Here is an 18,082-nt window from a genome sequence, read left to right as displayed (position 1 = left end):
CGCTTGTCGGGAGAGAGATACACAATGGCACTCATTAGCATGCGCCAGATGCTGGACCACGCCGCCGAGTTCGGCTACGGCGTACCAGCTTTCAACGTCAACAACCTCGAGCAGATGCGCGCCATCATGGAAGCGGCCGACAAGACCGACTCCCCGGTGATCGTTCAGGCTTCGGCCGGTGCCCGCAAATACGCGGGTGCGCCATTCCTGCGCCACCTGATCCTGGCTGCCATCGAAGAGTTCCCGCACATCCCGGTGTGCATGCACCAGGACCACGGTACCAGCCCTGACGTCTGCCAGCGCTCGATCCAGCTGGGCTTCAGCTCGGTCATGATGGACGGTTCGCTGGGTGAAGACGGCAAGACCCCGACCGACTACGAGTACAACGTCCGCGTTACCCAGCAGACCGTTGCCATGGCTCACGCCTGCGGCGTTTCGGTTGAAGGCGAACTGGGCTGCCTGGGTTCCCTGGAAACCGGCATGGCCGGTGAAGAAGACGGGATCGGCGCCGAAGGCGTGCTGGATCACAGCCAGATGCTGACCGACCCGGAAGAAGCCGCCGACTTCGTCAAGAAGACCCAGGTCGACGCCCTGGCGATCGCCATCGGTACCAGCCACGGTGCCTACAAGTTCACCAAGCCACCAACCGGTGACGTGCTGGCCATCGATCGTATCAAGGAAATCCACAAGCGCATCCCCAACACCCACCTGGTGATGCACGGTTCGTCCTCGGTACCGCAAGAGTGGCTGGCGATCATCAACCAGTACGGCGGCGACATCAAAGAAACCTACGGTGTACCGGTCGAAGAAATCGTTGAAGGCATCAAGCATGGCGTGCGCAAGGTCAACATCGATACCGACCTGCGTCTGGCCTCTACCGGTGCCATGCGCCGTCTGATGGCGCAGAACCCGAGCGAGTTCGACCCACGCAAGTTCTTCGGTGAAACCATCAAGGCCATGCGCGACGTGTGCATCGCACGTTATGAAGCCTTCGGCACCGCGGGCAATGCTTCGAAGATCAAGCCGATCTCTCTGGAAGGTATGTACCAGCGCTACCTGAAAGGTGAACTGGCCGCCAAGGTCAACTGATCGACAGGTAACCCTGAAAAACCCGCAGTGATGCGGGTTTTTTTATGGGCGATGGAAACCCGTACATAATTCCGGCAGACCGACCGTTAGTCGGCTACCGTACAGTTTAACCACTGATAGCGTTCTGATTGCATTGCGTGTTGCAGCCTCAGGACTAGAGTACTAATGGATCCAACCGTATTTTGAAGTCGGTCACATAACAGAGAAGCAGCATGGATGGCGCTTACCCTCAACAGCAGCCACTGGATGGCGGCTCAGTTCTTCTGGTGGTAGACGACTACCCCGAGAACCTCATCAGCATGCGGGCCTTGCTGGCCCGGCAGGATTGGCAAGTATTGACGGCGAGCTCTGGGATAGAAGCCTTGAGCGCGTTGCTTGAGTACGAAGTCGACCTGGTGTTGATGGATGTACAGATGCCGGAAATGGACGGCTTTGAAGTCGCCCGGCTGATGCGCGGCAATCAGCGTACTCGACTGACCCCGATCATTTTCCTCACCGCCAACGAACAGTCCGACGCGGCCGTGCTCAAAGGCTACGCCAGCGGCGCCGTGGACTACATGTTCAAACCGTTCGACCCGCAAATACTCAAACCCAAAGTCCAGGCGCTGCTCGACCAGCAGCGCAACCGGCGCATGCTGCAGCAGCTCAGTCGCGAACTGGAGGCGGCCAGGGCATTCAATGCGTCCATCCTGGAGAATGCCGCCGAAGGCATTCTGGTGGTTGATGCCCATGGCATCATCAGTTTTGCCAATCCGGCCATTTCCCGTTTGCTGGCGGCACCGGTGCAACAACTGCAGGGCACCCCATTGCTCGACGTTGTGCAACTGACCAGTACCAGCCTGTGGCGCGAGTCGGACTTCTACAAGGCCTACCAGGGGCGGCAGATCTTCCGCGTACATGATGCCCAACTGCGGACCCAAGGGGGGGAGCTTGTGCCGGTGGCGCTGTCCTGTGCGCCGTTGCCGGCCGACCAACAGGCCATGGTGGTGACTGTGCTGGACATGTCGGTGGTGCGTAACTTGCACCAGCAGCTGGAATACCAGGCCATTACCGACCCGCTCACCGGCCTGCTCAACCGCCGTGGTTTTTACCAGGCTGCTGAAGGTGCTCTGTTGCGCAACGAGCGCTCGGACAAGGCGCAGGCGCTGATGTACATGGACCTGGATGGCTTCAAGCGCATCAACGACTCGCTCGGCCACGACGCGGGCGACCGGGTGTTGCGCTGGGTGGCCGAGCAGCTCAAGGACTGCCTGGGCAGTGAGGCCTTGCTGGCGCGTATGGGCGGGGATGAGTTCACTGCACTGTTCGACAGCTTGCCCTACCCGGAGCAGGCCGGGCGTTATGCCGAGCGGTTGCTCGAGCGTGTTTCCATCAGCCATGAGGTCGACGGGCTCGATGTATGCCTTGGGGTCAGCATCGGCATTGCCACCTACCCGGACTGTGGCGCCAATGTTGAAGGCCTGCTGCGTTCGGCCGATGCAGCGATGTACGCAGCCAAGCAAGCGGGGCGTCAGCAATACCGCTTCTACGACCAGGAACTCAACGGACGGGCGCGCTCGCGATTGATGCTCGAGGACAGCGTGCGCACGGCCATCGAGCAGCAGGACTTTACCTTGGTGTATCAGCCACAGGTCGCCTTCCACGATGGCCGCCTGCGTGGTTTCGAGGCGTTGCTGCGCTGGCAGCACCCCAGCGTTGGCGATGTACCGCCGGGGCTGTTCATCCCGTTGCTGGAAGAAGCGCGGCTGATCAATCGCCTGGCCAGCTGGATCTACCGCCAGGGGGCCGCGCAGCGGCAGGCCTGGTACGACAGGTTTCCGCCGGACCTTGTGCTCGGCATCAGCCTGAGCCGCGCGCAGTTCGTCATGCCTGGCCTGGTCGAGGAACTGCAACGGGTCATCCAGCTTTACCAGCTTGTCCCGACGCAGTTGGAGGTGGAAGTGGCGGAAACGTCGCTGATGTATAACATCGACGCGGCCGTCAAACAGATACACCGCTTGCGTGAGCTGGGCGTGAGGGTGGCCCTGGATGACTTTGGTGCGGGTGACTGTTCGTTGCGCATGCTGCGCGACCTGCCTATCGACACCCTCAAGCTTGACCGGCATCTGGTGGCCCGTCTGCCCGATTCGGCGGTAGATGCTGCGTTGGTTCGCAGCGTGATCGGCCTGTGCGCCGACTACCGTATCACGGTGATCGCCGAGGGTGTGGAGACCCCGGCGCAGGCCGCCTGGCTCAAGGCCAATGGTTGCGAATACGTTCAGGGTTTCCTGGTGGCTTATCCGATGACCGCTGCTGACGCTAGCGGCTTCCCGGCAATTTTCTCCTGGCCAGGGCCGTGATTGGCTAGAATCGGCATTCGTTACGCCGAATACAGCGCCATGACCGTACTACGTTACTTGCAAGCCTACCCCCCGCACCTGCAGGCGCAGGTGCGGCAGATGATCGACAGCGACCGCCTGGGTGAATACCTGCAGCGCCGTTACCCTGACCGCCATGACGTGCAAAGCGACAAGGCGCTGTATGGCTATGCCCAGGATCTGCGCCAACAGTACCTGCGAAGTGCGCCAAACCTGGACAAGGTATTGTTCGACAGCCGCCTCGATCTGACGCATCGGGCCCTGGGCTTGAACACGGCGGTGTCGCGGGTGCAGGGTGGCAAGCTCAAGGCGAAGAAGGAAATCCGCATTGCCTCGCTGTTCAAGGAGGCCGCGCCACAGTTCTTGCGCATGATTGTTGTGCACGAGTTGGCGCACCTGCGCGAGCGAGATCACAACAAAGCGTTCTACCAGCTCTGCCAGCACATGGAGCCGGACTATCACCAACTGGAATTCGACCTGCGCGTCTACCTGACCTACCGGGAGCTGCCGGGCAACCTCTAAGGAACATGCAGCATGGAAGTGAGCAAGACCAAGAGCAGCTTCTACCGCCGCCTGTACGTGGCCTGGCTGATCGATAGCCAGACCGCGACCAGCGTGCCCGCCCTGATGGAGGCCACCGGCATGCCCCGTCGTACAGCTCAGGACACTATCGCCGCGCTGGCCGACCTGGACATCGTCTGCGAGTTCGAACAGCAGGAAGGCGCACGCAACCACGCCGGGCATTATCGCATTCATGATTGGGGAGCGATCGACAAGCAGTGGATCATCCGTCACTTGCGGCAAATCCGCGAAGTGCTGGGCTACCCCTGATTTGAAAAGCCTGCGCGGTCGCCCGTAGGAGCGGGTTTCCCCGCGAACACGGGCGAAGCCCGTGCCATCCCCCTCAGTGCCTGCCTCGCGGGCAGGCCCGCTACCACACGGTTGACTCAACCCCTACGCATGCCGATAGACGAGATGCCGTCCACCAGCGACTCGCCGCTCACCACCGCAAACCCATGGCGGGCATAGAAATCCTGCAAGTGCGCCTGAGCCGACAGAAAAACCGGCACCCCCGGCCAACAATGCTCCGCCGCCTCCAGCCCCTTCAGCAGCAAGCTTTCTTCAAGGTTCAAACCTCGTGCCTGCGCTGATGTCACCACTCGTCCGATCACCACATCCCCACCTTGTGACTGCGGATCCAGCAGGCGCAGGTAGGCCACCAGCTTGTCTTCCTGCCAGGCCATGAGGTGCAGGGTATCGCCAGTCAGGTCCTGACCATCGACTTCCTGGTAGGCGTGGCGCTGCTCCACCACGAGTACTTCAGTGCGTAGCTGCAAAATGGCATAGAGCTGCTCCTTGCCGAGGTCGGTGTGGTGCTTGCAGAGCCAGTCGATTGACATGGGCACGAACTCCTTGGATGAGGCTCGATCATCGCATGCTGCACGTGCTTCGGCCAAAATAGAGGCTAAATGACACTATTGGCCGCTGCCCTCGGCAAGCGCTTTGTGTAATCTCACTGGCAGTGTTGCCCTCCATTGCGAAAGGACGTGAGCATGCGGCCACTGCTTTGTGTTCTGGGTTTACTGGCAACGATGCTGGCAACACCTTCCCCGGGTCACGCCAAGCTACGCCTGGTGGCCGACAACTGGCCACCGTTCACCGATGCCAAGATGCCGGGCGGCGGCCTTGCGACCAGCATCGTTACCACGGCACTGGCGCGTGCCGGCTACGCCAGCGGCTATGAAGAGGTGCCGTGGGCGCGTGCGTTGCTGGGGGTAGGTGAAGGGCGCTACGACGTGCTGATCAATGCCTGGTACAACGACTCGCGCGCCAATATCGGGCAATTCTCCAGCGCCTACCTGAGTAATCGTATTCGCCTGCTGCAGCGTAAGGGCGAGGCGTTTAGCTACAAGCGTCTGTCTGACCTTTATGCCTATAGCATTGCCGTAGTGCGTGATTACGCCTATTCACCGGAATTCGACGGGGATCCCCGTCTGCACAAAGTGCCGGTGCGCAACTTTTCTTCTGCGGTACGCATGTTGGCGGCAGGGCGGGTAAGCCTGGCGGTGGAAGACGAGTACGTGGCCCGCTACAACCTGCAGCGTGAGCCGCAGGATGTGCGTGATGGGGTGATGCTGGTGGATCCGCCGCTGGGGGAGAACACCCTGCATATTCTGGTCAGCCTGAAGCACCCGGAGCATGATCGGATCGTCGAGCGCTTCGAGCAGGCGATAGCGGCGATGAAGGCCGATGGCAGCTATGCCCGGCTGCTGCGTCAGTATGGCTTTTGAGCACAGGCACTAAAACGATCAGGCCGGGGCATTCTCCTTGATCAGGTGTGCCGCCAGGGTCCGCAGTGGCCCCAGCTGGCGGCATATCAACGCCAGCTGCGTCTGCACCAGCCGCTGATGCTCATCCAGATCTTCCGGCATCTGCTCCAGGGCATTGGCCAGCGCCTCTTCGGCATCACTGTGAATCGCCACCGGCAGCCGTGCGGCCAGGCCGTTGGCAATCTCATCCAGGCTGCTGGCCAGGCTTTGCCCGGCGCCTTCGATCAACTGCTCCTGCACCTCTGCTGGCAACGCCGTGTCGCGGTGCGCGCCTAACCCCGAGAGGTAGCTGAGCAACGTGTGCGACAGCACCAGGAAGCGAAAGCCAACGTCGGCCTCCTTACGGAAATGCCCCGGCTCCATCAGCATGTTGGCCAAGGTGGTGGACAGCGCCGCGTCAGCGTTGTGGGCATTGCGCCGGGCCAGGCGGTAGGCCAGGTCGTCGCGCTTGCCGTGGGCGTACTGCTGCATGATCTGGCGCAGGTAAACGCTGGCGCAGGCCAGGGTATTGGCCAGCGCCTTGTTCAGCCGTCGGCCCTGCCAGTCAGGCAGGAACAGGAACACTGCAAGAATGGCAATCAGGCTGCCGACCAGGGTATCGAACAGGCGTGGCAGGAACAGGCCGTAGCCATCGCCGATCTGGTTGAAGCAGAACAGCACCATCAGGGTGATCGCGGCAGTGGCCAGGGTGTAGCGGGTGGTGCGGTTGACGAAGAACACCACCCCGGCAACCACGGCGAACAACGACTGGATGACCGGGTTGGGGAACAGGTCGAACAAGGCCCAACCCACTGTCAGGCCAACGGCAGTGCCGAAGATTCGCTGCACCAGCTTGCGCCGCGTGGCCCCGTAGTTGGGCTGGCACACGAACAGCGTGGTGAGGATGATCCAGTAGCCCTGGGTCGGGTGAATCAGGTGCACCATGCCATAGCCGATCGACAGCGCCAGCGGCAGGCGCAAGGCATGGCGGAACAACAGCGAGGTCGGTGTGAGCTGGGTGCGCAGGCGCGTCCACACGTCCTTCAGCGAGCGCGGCGAGCGGTCGAGCAGGCTGCTGTCGCTGGCGTCGGCCAGGCTGTCCGGGTTGCTGGCGGCACTGAGCAGGCGGTCCAGTGTTGCCAGGTTGGCGGCGAGTGCCCGCAGTGAGCGCAACAGGCCGCGCCAGGCCGGGTTGCTCTGGATGCGCAGGTGCTCCAGCGAGGCGTTGAGGTCTTCGAGGGCTTCTGGATAACCGCTGGCCAGCACGAATGGTTGGCGCAGGCGGATCGAGCGGGCCAGTTCCTGGCAGGATGAACCCTGCTTACGCAACAGGCGCTGGCAGCGGAACATGACGTCGCTGTGGAAAAACGCCTCGGTCAGTGCGTTGTAGGGGTAGTGCGAGGCACTGACACGCTCGTGGATGTCCTGGGCCAGGAAGTACAGCTTGAGGTAGCGGCTTACCTTCGAGTTGGGTTGGCTGTTGCCCACCCGGTGCAGGATGATCTCCTTGGCTGCGTTCAGCGCGGCCACCACCTTGCCGTTCTGCTGGGCCAGTTCCAGGCGCCGTGCCTCGACGTCGAGCGTGCGGACCGGTTCAAACAGGCTGGCCTTGAGCTTCAGGTAGCTGCCCAGCTCGAAGAACAGTTTGGCCAGGCTCTGTTGTACCGGCTGGTTGGAAAACAGCGCCTGCCACAGCACCGACAACAGCCCGTACCAGGCCGCACCTGCCACCAGCAGCAGCGGTTCGTGCCAGAAGTCGGTGACCTGACCGCCGCGCTGGTCCACGCCGATCATGGTGTAGACCGAAGTGATCAAGGTGGCCGAAGCGATGGCGCCGTAGCGCTCGCCCAGCGCCCCGAGCATGGTCAGGCCAAAGGCCGCCAGGGCCAGGGCAATGACGAAGATCCAGGGGTAGGGGAACAGCAACTCGACTGCCAGTGCAGCGATAGCGAAGCACACCAGGGTAACGGCCAGGGCGCTGAGGCGGCCCTGCCAGCTGTCGTCGGTTTCGGCCAGGGCGCTGGCGATGATGCCGAGGAACAGCGGAATCAGCAGGGCCATCTCGTTCTGGTACCAGCACAGGGCCAGGCTGCCGGTGAGGGCAATGGTGACCCGGATGCTGTAGCTGAACTTGTCTTGGCCCCACAGGCGACGCAGTGACTGACGGAACGAGCTCGATGACATGATGGCCTGCCAGGCGGTGATCAGAAGAATACCTTTCAGGGCCGGTTATTGGGGCCGCTTCGCGCCCCTTCGCGGGCACGCCCGCTCCCACACGTACGACACAGGTCCCAGTGGGGGCGCGCAGCGGCCCTGATAACGGCTCCAAGCACGGGCCAGCAAGAAGCGTTCCGTGCTGCTGAAAGGATTCTACTCTACACGAACTGCGCGGCGGCGTTCGCCGATGCCCAGGCCCACTGGAAGTTGAAACCGCCCAGGTGGCCGGTGACATCCAGCACTTCACCGATGAAGTACAAACCGGGGCTTTTCAGCGACTCCATGGTCTTGGACGACACCTCGCGGGTATCCACGCCGCCCAGGGTCACTTCGGCGGTGCGGTAGCCTTCGGTGCCGGCTGGCACCACTTGCCAGTTCGCCAGCTTTTCGGCGATGTGCGCCAGTTCCGCCGGTGTGTACTGCTTCATCGGCTTCGATTCGAACCACTGCTCGGCCAGCAAGTTAGCCAGCTTGCGAGTGAACACCTCGCCCAGCACGGTCTTCAGTTCGGCATTGGCGCGCTCGGCCTGCATCTGTTGCAGCCAGGTCAGCGCATCCCGGTCGGGCAGCAGGTTGATCTCGACCGTGTCACCGGCTTCCCAGAACGACGAGATCTGCAAGATCGCCGGGCCGCTAAGGCCGCGGTGCGTGAACAGCAGGTTTTCGCGGAAGCTGGTGCCATTGCAGCTGGCGGTGCAGTCCAGTGAGGTGCCGGACAATTCGGTGCACATCGCCTTGAGTTGGGGCTCAGTGATGGTGAATGGCACCAGCCCGGCGCGGGTTGGCAGCAGGGTGTGGCCGAACTGGCGTGCCACCTGGTAGCCGAAACCGGTGGCGCCTAGGGTCGGGATCGACAGGCCGCCAGTGGCGATGACCAGCGACTGGCAGGTGAACTGGCCGCCGCTGGTCTGCAGCAGGTAGCCGCTTTCGGTCTTCTCGATCTGTTCGATGCTGGTGTGCATGCGGATCTCGGCACCGGCCTCGTCGCACTCGGCCAGCAGCATGTCGAGGATGTCGCTGGCCTTGTTGTCACAGAACAGCTGGCCGAGCTTCTTCTCGTGGTACGCCACGCCGTGCTTGCACACCAGCTCGATGAAGTCCCACTGGGTGTAGCGGGCCAGGGCCGACTTGCAGAAGTGCGCGTTGTGCGAAAGGAAGTTGGCCGGCTCGGTGTACAGGTTGGTGAAGTTGCAGCGCCCGCCGCCGGACATGAGGATTTTCTTGCCTGGCTTGTTGGCGTGGTCGAGCAGCAGCACCCGGCGGCCGCGACGGGCACTGAGCTGGGCGCACATCAGGCCGGCGGCGCCGGCGCCAAGGATGATCACGTCGGTGGAGTGCACGGTATGAACCTTCAGATTTGAAATGCTGAACCCTGTGGGGGCGGGTTCACCCGCGAATGCGACGATGCATTTACTGCCGCATTCGCGGGTAAACCCGCTCCTACAGGGGGCTTTGCCTGGCTTTAGATAATGCGGACTTTCAGGGCGCGACCCTTGATCTTGCCGCTGTTCAGTCGCTGCATGGCCTGCTTGGCGAGCGCACGCTCCACGGCCACAAACGCCTGGAAGTCGAAGATGGCGATCTTGCCCACTTGCTTGGCCGGGATGCCGGCATCACCGGTCAAGGCCCCCAGGATGTCGCCAGGGCGCAGCTTGTCCTTGCGGCCAGCGGCAATGCACAGTGTGGTCATCACCGGCAGCAGGGGCTCGCCGCCCTTGTTTTTCAGGCTGTCCAGCTGGTCCCAGCGCAGCGGGCTCTTCTGCAGCGCTTCGATGGCCTGGGCGCGGTGGCCTTCGGCCGGTGCCACCAGGCTGACCGCAACGCCTTTCTCGCCGGCGCGGCCGGTACGGCCCACGCGGTGCACGTGGATTTCCGCATCACGCGCCAGCTCCACGTTGATGACCATGTCCAGGCCATCGATGTCCAGGCCGCGCGCGGCCACGTCGGTAGCCACCAGCACCGAGCTGCTGCGGTTGGCGAACATGGTCAGCACCTGGTCACGGTCGCGCTGCTCCAGGTCGCCGTGCAGGGCCTGGGCGACGATGCCCTTGGCGGTCAGGTGGGCAACCACGTCCTCGCATTGCTGCTTGGTGAAGCAGAACGCTACGCACGACTGCGGGCGGTAGTGGCCGAGCACGCGGGTGACGGCTTCCAGGCGTTGCTGCGGGTCAATCTCGATGAAACGCTGCTCGATCTGGTTGTCGGTGTGCAGGCTTTCGACCTTGACCTGCTGCGGGTTGCGCATGAAGTCGGCGGCCAGTTGCTTGATGCCGGCCGGGTAGGTGGCCGAGAACAGCAGGGTCTGGCGGCGCGAAGGGGTCTTGCCGATGATGCTGGCGATGGCGTCGAAGAAGCCCATGTCGAGCATGCGGTCGGCTTCGTCCAGCACCAGGGTGTTCAACCCGTCCAGGACCAGGGTGCCTTTGTCCAGGTGCTGCTGGATGCGCCCTGGGGTGCCGACGATGATGTGCGCACCGTGCTCCAGCGAAGCGATCTGTGGGCCCAGTGAAACGCCGCCGCACAGGGTCAGGATCTTGATGTTGTCCTCGGCACGGGCCAGGCGGCGCAGCTCCTTGGCCACCTGGTCGGCGAGTTCGCGGGTAGGACAGAGCACCAACGCCTGGCAGCCGAAGTAGCGCGGGTTGATCGGGTTGAGCAGGCCGATGCCGAAGGCGGCAGTCTTGCCGCTACCGGTCTTGGCCTGGGCGATCAGGTCCTGGCCTTTGAGGATGACAGGCAGGCTCTGGGCCTGGATCGGCGTCATCGAGGCATAGCCGAGGGCTTCCAGGTTGGCCAGCATGGCAGTGGACAGCGGCAAGGTGGCAAAGGCGGTGGATTCGGTGGTCACGAGGCGGGCCTGCGGTGCGAAGCGAAAAATGCCGCATAGTCTACCAGCCTCGTGGCCATTCGCCCTACGACTCCATGTGTTGTTCCGGACGACGGGCACGCCTTCCGTCCGTCGGCGCCAGCTGCAGGAAGATCGCCGCTGCCAGCATGGCCATTACGCCGATGGTGACGAAGGTCAGCTGGAACGCGCCCAGGGTGGTTTCCACGCCCTCGGCGCTGCCTGCCGCAGTAAAGCCGCCCAACAGTGCGCCGGCGCAGGCCACACCCAGGCTCAGCGACAGTTGCGCGACCACCGACAGCAGGCTGTTACCGCTGCTGGCGCTGGCGTCGTCGAGATCGATGAGCGTCACTGTGTTCATCGCAGTGAACTGCATGGAGTTCACTGCCCCCAGAAGGCCAAGTTGCACCAACAGCAGCCAATAAGGGGTCTGCTCGTCCACCAGGCCCAGGCTTGCCAGCAGGATGCCCAGCAGCAAGGTATTACCGGTGAGGATGATGCGATAGCCGAACCGTTCGATCAGCGGTCGGGCAATGGATTTGGCCAGCATGGCCGCCGCCGCCAGCGGGATCATGCTCATGCCTGCCTGGGCGGGTGAGTAGCCCAGCGCAACCTGCAGCAGCAACGGCACCAGGAACGGCAGCGCGCCGCTGCCCAGGCGGGCGAACAGGTTACCGAGGATGCCGATGGCGAAGGTGCGCACGCGGAACAGGCTTGGCGAGAACAGCGGCTCCGGGTCGCGCCCGGCGCGCAGCCAGTACGCGGCCAGGCAGGCCATGCCAGCGAACAGCAGCAACATTACCCGCAAGTGCGGCAGGTGCAGCTCGCCCAGGCCTTCCATGGCAATGGTGATCAGTACCATCGCTGCGCCGAACAGCAGGAAACCAGGGCCGTCGAAGGTGGTGCGCTCGGCGCCGCGCAAGTCCGGGATGAACTTCCACACGGCAATGCAGCCAAGCAGGCCGACAGGCAGGTTGAGCAGGAAGATCCAGTGCCAGCTGAGGATTTCCACCAGCCAGCCACCGACCGTTGGGCCCAGCAATGGCCCGAGCAGGCCGGGGATGGTGATGAAACTCATGATCCGCACCAGCTCGCTGCGTGGGTAGGCGCGCAGCACCACCAGCCGCCCGACCGGCAGCATCAGCGCACCGCCCAGCCCCTGCACCACGCGGGCGAAGATCAGGAAGCCAAGGCTGTTGGCTGCGGCGCACAGCAGCGAGCCAAAGCTGAACAGCAAGATAGCGCTGAAGAAGATGCGCTTGGTGCCGAAACGGTCGGCGATCCAGCCTGAGGCAGGGATCAGCAGGGCCACGGTGAGCATGTAGGCAATGATCACACCTTGCATGCGCAAGGGGTCTTCGGCCAACGAGCGGGCCATGGCCGGCAGCGCCGTGTTGAGGATGGTGCCGTCCAGGGACTGCATGAAGAAGGCGATGGCCACCACCCAAGGGATCCAGCGGGCGGTGACGGGGTCCAGCGGGGTGCGTTCGGGCATGACGTCCTCGTTTGTCAGTGCCGGCCCTTTCGCGGCTAAAGCCGCTCCTACAAGGGTTACGCGTTCCTTGTAGGCGCGGCTTTAGCCGCGAAAGGGCCGGCAAGTCCAGTCACAATGTCAGGGTCAGGCCTTTGACCAGTGCTCCGGGCAAATGACTCGACCCGGTACTGCGCTGTCCATAAGTACTGGTCGACAGAATCATCTCGCGCTCCTGGGTCAGGTCCTCCAGCTGGCTGCCCAGCAAGCTGTACAGGCTGTCATCGAAGCGCATGGTACTCACCGGCCCCTGGATCTGCCCGTCTTCTACCCAGAAAGTGGCGAAGCGGGTCAGCCCGGTCATGCGCGCCGCTGGCAGGTCTGAGTAGTTCAGGTACCACAGGTTGCTGATGTACAGCCCGGTGCCTAGACGCTCAAGGATCTGCGCACTGGCCAGACTGCCCGGCGCCAGGCTGAGCGCACAGGGCGATTCGTAGCCGTCGGCGCCATTGGCCTGCAGCTCGAACTCGGCCGCACTGCGCGCACTGATCAACCGCTGCCGGGCCTCGCCTTGCTGGATCAGCGGCACATCCAGGCGCGGCGCACCTTCATCGGAAAACGCCGGGCTAAGCGAGCCGCTGACCTGCTCGGTAAAACTGACCAGCGGGCTGAGCCGTGCATCGCCGTTGTACAGGCGCTGCAGAGCGCTGTTGCCAGTGGCCAGGGCCTGCGCGGAAAAGCCGCCCCAGCACAACATGCCGGCGACTTCGTCCATGGCCGCAGGTGCAAGGTAGGCGCGGTAGGTGCCGGGCTTGAGGGTAACTGCCGGGCGGCCGAGGAAACCCAACTGCTCTCGTGCTTGGCGCAGGCGTGCGGCGAAGTCGTCGGCACTCCAGGCCTGGCCGGCATAGTTGGCCTTCACTGCCTGGCCATTATCGTGGAACAGGCTCCAGTCGACGTTGAAACTGTTGGCCTGGTGCCAGCCGAAGGCGCCGAACGAGCTGGCGAAGCCGCGGCAGACCGGGCCGGCGGCGTAGATGCCGACCAGGTCCAGGTCACCTGCTTCACGCTCGAGCAGGGCCAGTACTTCGTTCAGTGCGGGCAGGGGGTGTTCCTGCAGGCTATGGCTGTGCCAGGCGTTTTCGTCCAGGCGCAGGTAAGGGTCGAGTGCCAGCAGCGGCAAGGTCTGGCGCAGCTGCTCGAGCGCAACGTTCAGGCGCTGGCGATCCAGTTGCACGTCGCCACTCAAGGTCACCTGCTGCTCCGCCTGGCGCCCATCGCGCACCAGCCGCAGTTGCGCGCTGGCCTGGCTGACTTCGCCGGCCTGTCGCACCTTGGCATGGTTGAAACGCACGAACTGCGATTGCTCGGCACTGTAACCGAGGGTGAACTGCTCGCCCGCCTGAAGGGCGGCGTGCACCTCCCCGACCAGGGTTTCGAAAGCGTGCTTCATCAGGCGTCTCCTCCGAATACATCGATCTGGCGGAACACACAGGCCGGCGAGGCGTGGCCGACCCGCACCACCTGATTGGGTTCGCCCTTGCCACAGTTGGGCGTGCCCAGCACCTGGAAAGTACTGTGGTCGCCAACCGCCGACAGGTTGCGCCAGAACTGCGCGGAGATGCCGCGGTAGTTGGGGTTCTTGACGATGCCCTTGAGCTCGCCATTTTCAATCAACTGGCCCCATTCGCAGCCGAACTGGAACTTGTTGCGCGCATCGTCGATGGACCAGGAACGGTTGGTACGCATCAGGATGCCCTGCTCGATGCCTCCGACCAGTTGCTCGAAAGACTGGTCGCCCGGCTCGATGTTGAGGTTGGCCATGCGGTCGATCGGCGCGCGGTTCCAGCCGCAGGCACGGCTGTTGGCCACGCCGTCCAGGCCAGAGCGGAACTGCGACAGCGCGCCACCCAGCGGGCGCAGCAGCAGGCCGCCGCGTATCAGGAATGCTTTGCTGGCCGGGGTGCCGTCGTCGTCATGACTGTAGCTGGCCAGCTCTTCGCCAATGGTCGGGTCGAAGGTCACGTTCAGCAGGCTGGAGCCGTACTGCAGGTGGCCGAAGTCGCTGGCTTTGACGAAGCTGGTGCCGGCGTAGTTGCGCTCGTCGCCGAGAATGCGGTCCATCTCCAGCGGGTGGCCGATGGATTCGTGAATCTGCAGCATCATCTGGTCCGGCATCAACAGCAGGTCACGCGGGCCACTGGGGGTGTTCGGTGCCAGCAGCAGTTGCAGTGCTTCGTCGGCCACCCGACTGGCCGCGCCGACCAGGCCGCAGCGCTCGATGATCTCGAAACCACCCTGTTGGCCGAAGTTGTCGCGGCCCAGGCTGCGGCTTTGGCTGTCCTGGCCGTCGCTGGCGGTCACCCCCATGCCCGGGAACAGGAAGCGCTGGGCATGGCGCAGTTCGGCGCCGGCCGAGTTCAGGTAGGTTTGCTCGACCAGGCTCAGCCCCAGGCTGGCCTGCCAGTCCACCAAACGGCTGTCCCTGGGCACGCTGGCCGATTCGGCGGCGAGCAGGCCAAGGCAGTCGGCGAGGCTGGGTACGGGTTGGTCGAAGTTGGGCGAAACATGGTCGTGGCGTGCACTGGTCACGGCGTGTTCGCGCAGGTCCAGCAGGCTGTGCCGGGCGATCTGCCGCGCCAGCGCCTCGGCTTGCTCAAGCGCGCGCTGCAGGCCAGCCTGGGACAGGTCGGCGGTGGCAGCGTAGGCCTCCACGCCATTGACCCGCACGGTGAGCATGGCGCCCTCATCCTGGCTGAAGAAGGGCGGTTCGGCGACGTTGCGGCGTACCGAAAGCGCCTGGTGAGACTGTTTCACATGGCGCAGGGAAAACAACTCGGCCGTACTGCGCAGCGCAGCAAAGCGCTGGCGCAGCAGGGCGCTGGAATCGAACATGCGGATGCCTCCGTGTACACGGTGGCTCCCCCTAGAACCACCCGTCTTGCATGCCGAGGCAGGTATCGTCGTGTGCCTCGAGCAATGCCAGCTCATTATGGCAGCCCGGTACTTCCCAGGTCAGGAAATAACGCGCAGCTTGCAGCTTGCCGAGGTAGAAGTCGCGATCAGCAGCGGTTCCCTTGAGCAGACCAAGTTCGGCGTGAACCGCCTGCTCCAACCAGCGCCAGCCGATCACGCAGTGGCCGAAGGCCTTGAGGTACAAGGCAGAGTTGGCCAAGGCACCAGCGACTTTGCCGTGGGCGAGGTCACCGAGCAGGACCAGGGTGACCCCCTGCAGGCGGTTGGCCAGTTGCTCCAGCGGCTGACGCAGTGGGTCAAGGTTCGGGTGATGGCTGGCACGTTCGCAGGTGGTGGCGATCAGGCGGATCAGCTGCTTGAGGCCGGCACCATTGTGCTGTGCCAGCTTGCGACCGAGCAGATCGAGCGACTGGATACCCTCGGTACCTTCGTGGATCGGGTTCAAGCGGTTGTCACGGTAGTACTGCTCCACCGGGTATTCGCGGGTGTAGCCGTGGCCGCCAAGAATCTGGATCGCCAATTCGTTGGCCTTGAGGCAGAACGCCGAGGGCCAGGATTTGACGATCGGGGTCAGCAGGTCGAGCAGGTCCTGCGCCAGCTTGCGGGTGTTTTCGTCAGCGGCCGTATGGGTGTCGTCGAACAGGCGCGCGGCGTACAGGCCCAGGTCAAAGGCGCCTTCTACGTAGGCCTTCTGCGCCAGAAGCATGCGCTTCACATCCGTGTGCTCGATGATCGGCACCGCCGGGCTGTGTGGGTCCTTGTTGTCTGGCCGCCTGCCCTGCGGCCGCTGGCGAGCGTATTCCAGGGAGTAAAGGTAGCCGGCGTAACCCAGCATCACCGCGCCCATGCCTACGCCTATCCGCGCCTCGTTCATCATCTGGAACATGCAGGCCAGGCCTTGGTGCGGCTGGCCGACCAGATAGCCGACGCACTGGCCATTGTCGCCGAAGTTCAGCGCGGTCGAGGTGGTGCCGCGCCAGCCCATCTTGTGGAACAGCCCGGCCAGCAGCACATCGTTGCGCGGGCCACGGCTGCCGTCCGGGTTTACGTGGTACTTGGGCACGATGAACAGCGAAATGCCCTTGACCCCGGGCGGGGCGTCCGGAAGCTTGGCCAGCACCATGTGCACGATGTTTTCCGACAGTTCGTGGTCGCCGCCGGAAATGAAGATCTTGTTGCCTTTGAGCCGGTAGCTGCCGTCGCCTGCTGGTTCGGCGCGGGTGCGGATGTCGGCCAGCGACGAGCCGGCGTGGGGTTCGGTCAGCGCCATGGTGCCGAAGTAGCGGCCCTCGATCATCGGTTGCAGGAACAGGCGCTTCTGTTCATCGGAGCCGAAGCTCTCGATCAGGTTGGCCGCGCCCATGGTCAGGAACGGGTAGGCCGTGGTGCCGGCGTTGGCGGCCTGGAAGTGGGCGAAGCAGGCTTGCGAGACCAGGCTGGGCAGCTGCATGCCGCCGACCTCGAAGTCCCGGTTGGCGTTGAGGAAGCCGGCTTCGAGGAAGGCATCGACGGCGGGCTTCACCTCGGGAATCAGCTCGGCGCGGCCGTCCACGTAGCGTGGCTCGTTTTCGTCGGCCTTGCGGTTGTGCGGGGCGAAATACTTTTCGGCGATGGTGCGGGCGGTGGTCAGTGCCGCATCGAAGGTTTCACGGCTGTGCTCGGCGAAGCGCGGGCGTTGGGTCAGGGCTTCGGCGTCGAGGACTTCGTAGAGCTCGAAGGCGAGGTTGCGGGGGCTGAGCAAGGTCTCGGGCATGGTGGCGGTCCTGAGGCGGGATGCTGCGAGTGTAGGAGCGTGGTGAGACTGGGGACAGGTTAATAGGTTTGCGTGATATGGGTTGAGAACGCCGGGAAGCCTGCCGATTATTGGTGAAACCACGCAAGGTCAGATCGTGTAATGCCTGCTCGGGAGAATATAGAGACGTTTCCCACAATCCCGATCGGAAATGGACTGCTGCGGATCGAATATCAGTTGGCCTTGAATGTGCGTTTTGGTGTTCACAAGGAAACGTTTCAGATGAGTGATGCCCACCACGGTGACTTGGCTGAGGCCAACGGCAACCAGGTTCCCTTCTTCGTAGTCTCACCCATGAAATTTGGTGTAATGACTTTCTTTACCTTGGGCTTCTACTGGGTTTATTGCTTCTATCAAAGTTGGAGTCTGCATAGAGAGAAAACGGGAGAGCGCGTAAGTCCGTTCTGGCGAAGCGCTTTTGCAGTGTTCTTCATCTATCCATTATTGAGAAGGGTAAATGACCATATTCGCGACTCAGGTAAAACCTATCCGTGGTCGATCCTGGGGCTCACGCTGGGCTATTACGGTTTTTGCGTTGTCTGGGTGGCTGCCAGCGTCGTGTTGGAAGGCCAACTGTGGCCGGCCTATTTTGCAGGCTTAGCCATTCAGGCAGCTTGGCTGATCATTCTGGTGTTCATGCAGAAGGGCATCAATTTCAGTGCGGGTGACAAAGAAGGGAAGGCCAACAGCCGGTTCACGCTGGCCAATTGGCTTTGGATGCTGCTGGGTATTGCGCTTATGGCAGCACAGCTGTTTGCTTTGATTGCGCTTTCACCAATGGTTTGAGCAATTTTTGGCCGGAGCTCTGTCTGAGGGGAGCTCCGGATAGTCCCCGATCCACCCCGCGTTTCCACTTGCCTTGAAGACAATACGATGCTGGGTAGAAGCCTGCTGCAAGGCTTTTTTGATAGGTCTGTCTGGACGGGGCCTTTCGCGGGTAAACCCTACAGCGGCCTGTGTCCAACCCCCGATGTGTGTCCGGCACTGATCCGGTGTAGGAGCGGGTTTACCCGCGAATACGGTGGT

At 62.9% G+C, this 18,082-nt stretch carries 14 protein-coding genes; 6 read left to right on the top strand and 8 right to left on the bottom strand.

Annotated elements, in window-relative coordinates:
- The first annotated feature begins 24 nt into the window (after positions 1-24).
- The 4 genes from fba (at position 25) to I8746_RS00955 (ending at position 4,277) form a co-directional block, all read left to right on the top strand.
- Positions 25-1,089 (top strand): class II fructose-bisphosphate aldolase, encoded by a 1,065-nt coding sequence (gene fba, locus I8746_RS00970; protein ID WP_010955535.1) that lies wholly within the window; start codon positions 25-27, stop codon positions 1,087-1,089.
- A gap of 212 nt (positions 1,090-1,301) precedes the next feature.
- On the top strand, positions 1,302-3,428 hold the full coding sequence (locus I8746_RS00965) for a bifunctional diguanylate cyclase/phosphodiesterase (protein ID WP_221099833.1): 2,127 nt from the start codon (positions 1,302-1,304) through the stop codon (positions 3,426-3,428).
- Positions 3,429-3,467: 39 nt separating this feature from the next.
- The gene (locus I8746_RS00960; RefSeq protein WP_003249394.1) at positions 3,468-3,968 is read left to right on the top strand and encodes a M48 family metallopeptidase; all 501 of its coding nucleotides are present in this window, start codon (positions 3,468-3,470) and stop codon (positions 3,966-3,968) included.
- A gap of 12 nt (positions 3,969-3,980) precedes the next feature.
- Positions 3,981-4,277: a helix-turn-helix domain-containing protein gene (locus I8746_RS00955; protein WP_003249396.1), complete on the top strand. Its 297-nt coding sequence runs from the start codon at positions 3,981-3,983 to the stop codon at positions 4,275-4,277.
- 116 nt (positions 4,278-4,393) lie between these two features.
- Here the strand turns inward: I8746_RS00955 and I8746_RS00950 are convergent, their stop codons facing one another.
- Positions 4,394-4,846, bottom strand: coding sequence for a GNAT family N-acetyltransferase (locus I8746_RS00950; protein WP_012053892.1), 453 nt, complete (start codon positions 4,844-4,846; stop codon positions 4,394-4,396).
- Positions 4,847-4,999: 153 nt separating this feature from the next.
- On the opposite strand from I8746_RS00950, the gene I8746_RS00945 reads away from it, so the two are divergent.
- Positions 5,000-5,737: an ABC transporter substrate-binding protein gene (locus tag I8746_RS00945; protein WP_041168540.1), complete on the top strand. Its 738-nt coding sequence runs from the start codon at positions 5,000-5,002 to the stop codon at positions 5,735-5,737.
- An 18-nt stretch (positions 5,738-5,755) separates the two neighbouring features.
- Here the strand turns inward: I8746_RS00945 and yccS are convergent, their stop codons facing one another.
- The 7 genes from yccS to I8746_RS00910 form a co-directional block, all read right to left on the bottom strand.
- Positions 5,756-7,939 carry a YccS family putative transporter gene (gene yccS / locus I8746_RS00940; protein ID WP_012053890.1) on the bottom strand — a complete coding sequence of 728 codons (2,184 nt, stop codon included), beginning with the start codon at positions 7,937-7,939 and terminating at the stop codon, positions 5,756-5,758.
- 191 nt (positions 7,940-8,130) lie between these two features.
- Complete coding sequence (locus tag I8746_RS00935) at positions 8,131-9,312, bottom strand: NAD(P)/FAD-dependent oxidoreductase (protein ID WP_054889350.1); 1,182 nt, start codon at positions 9,310-9,312, stop codon at positions 8,131-8,133.
- A 122-nt stretch (positions 9,313-9,434) separates the two neighbouring features.
- Entirely contained in the window at positions 9,435-10,772 is a 1,338-nt protein-coding gene (dbpA, locus tag I8746_RS00930) for an ATP-dependent RNA helicase DbpA (RefSeq protein ID WP_259674043.1), read from the bottom strand.
- A gap of 112 nt (positions 10,773-10,884) precedes the next feature.
- Positions 10,885-12,312 carry a multidrug transporter subunit MdtD gene (gene mdtD, locus I8746_RS00925; RefSeq protein ID WP_003249408.1) on the bottom strand — a complete coding sequence of 476 codons (1,428 nt, stop codon included), beginning with the start codon at positions 12,310-12,312 and terminating at the stop codon, positions 10,885-10,887.
- 109 nt (positions 12,313-12,421) lie between these two features.
- Positions 12,422-13,741, bottom strand: a complete 1,320-nt coding sequence (locus I8746_RS00920) for a TldD/PmbA family protein (RefSeq protein ID WP_221099829.1) — start codon at positions 13,739-13,741, stop codon at positions 12,422-12,424.
- Entirely contained in the window at positions 13,741-15,183 is a 1,443-nt protein-coding gene (locus I8746_RS00915) for a TldD/PmbA family protein (RefSeq protein WP_088513291.1), read from the bottom strand. The genes I8746_RS00920 and I8746_RS00915 overlap by 1 nt, the downstream gene beginning before the upstream one ends.
- 31 nt (positions 15,184-15,214) lie before the next feature.
- Positions 15,215-17,017 carry an acyl-CoA dehydrogenase gene (locus I8746_RS00910; protein ID WP_088513290.1) on the bottom strand — a complete coding sequence of 601 codons (1,803 nt, stop codon included), beginning with the start codon at positions 17,015-17,017 and terminating at the stop codon, positions 15,215-15,217.
- Between the two features lie 141 nt (positions 17,018-17,158).
- Here I8746_RS00910 and I8746_RS00905 point away from each other — a divergent pair, with 141 nt between their 5' ends.
- Entirely contained in the window at positions 17,159-17,842 is a 684-nt protein-coding gene (locus tag I8746_RS00905) for a hypothetical protein (protein ID WP_221099827.1), read from the top strand.
- Positions 17,843-18,082: the final 240 nt, after the last annotated feature.

The sequence above is a fragment of the Pseudomonas sp. USTB-Z genome, from assembly GCF_019691255.1.
In the GTDB taxonomy this organism is placed as follows: Bacteria; Pseudomonadota; Gammaproteobacteria; order Pseudomonadales; family Pseudomonadaceae; genus Aquipseudomonas; species Aquipseudomonas alloputida.
Note: the sequence above shows the minus strand (reverse complement) of the source record. Positions and strands in the feature narration are given on the sequence as shown.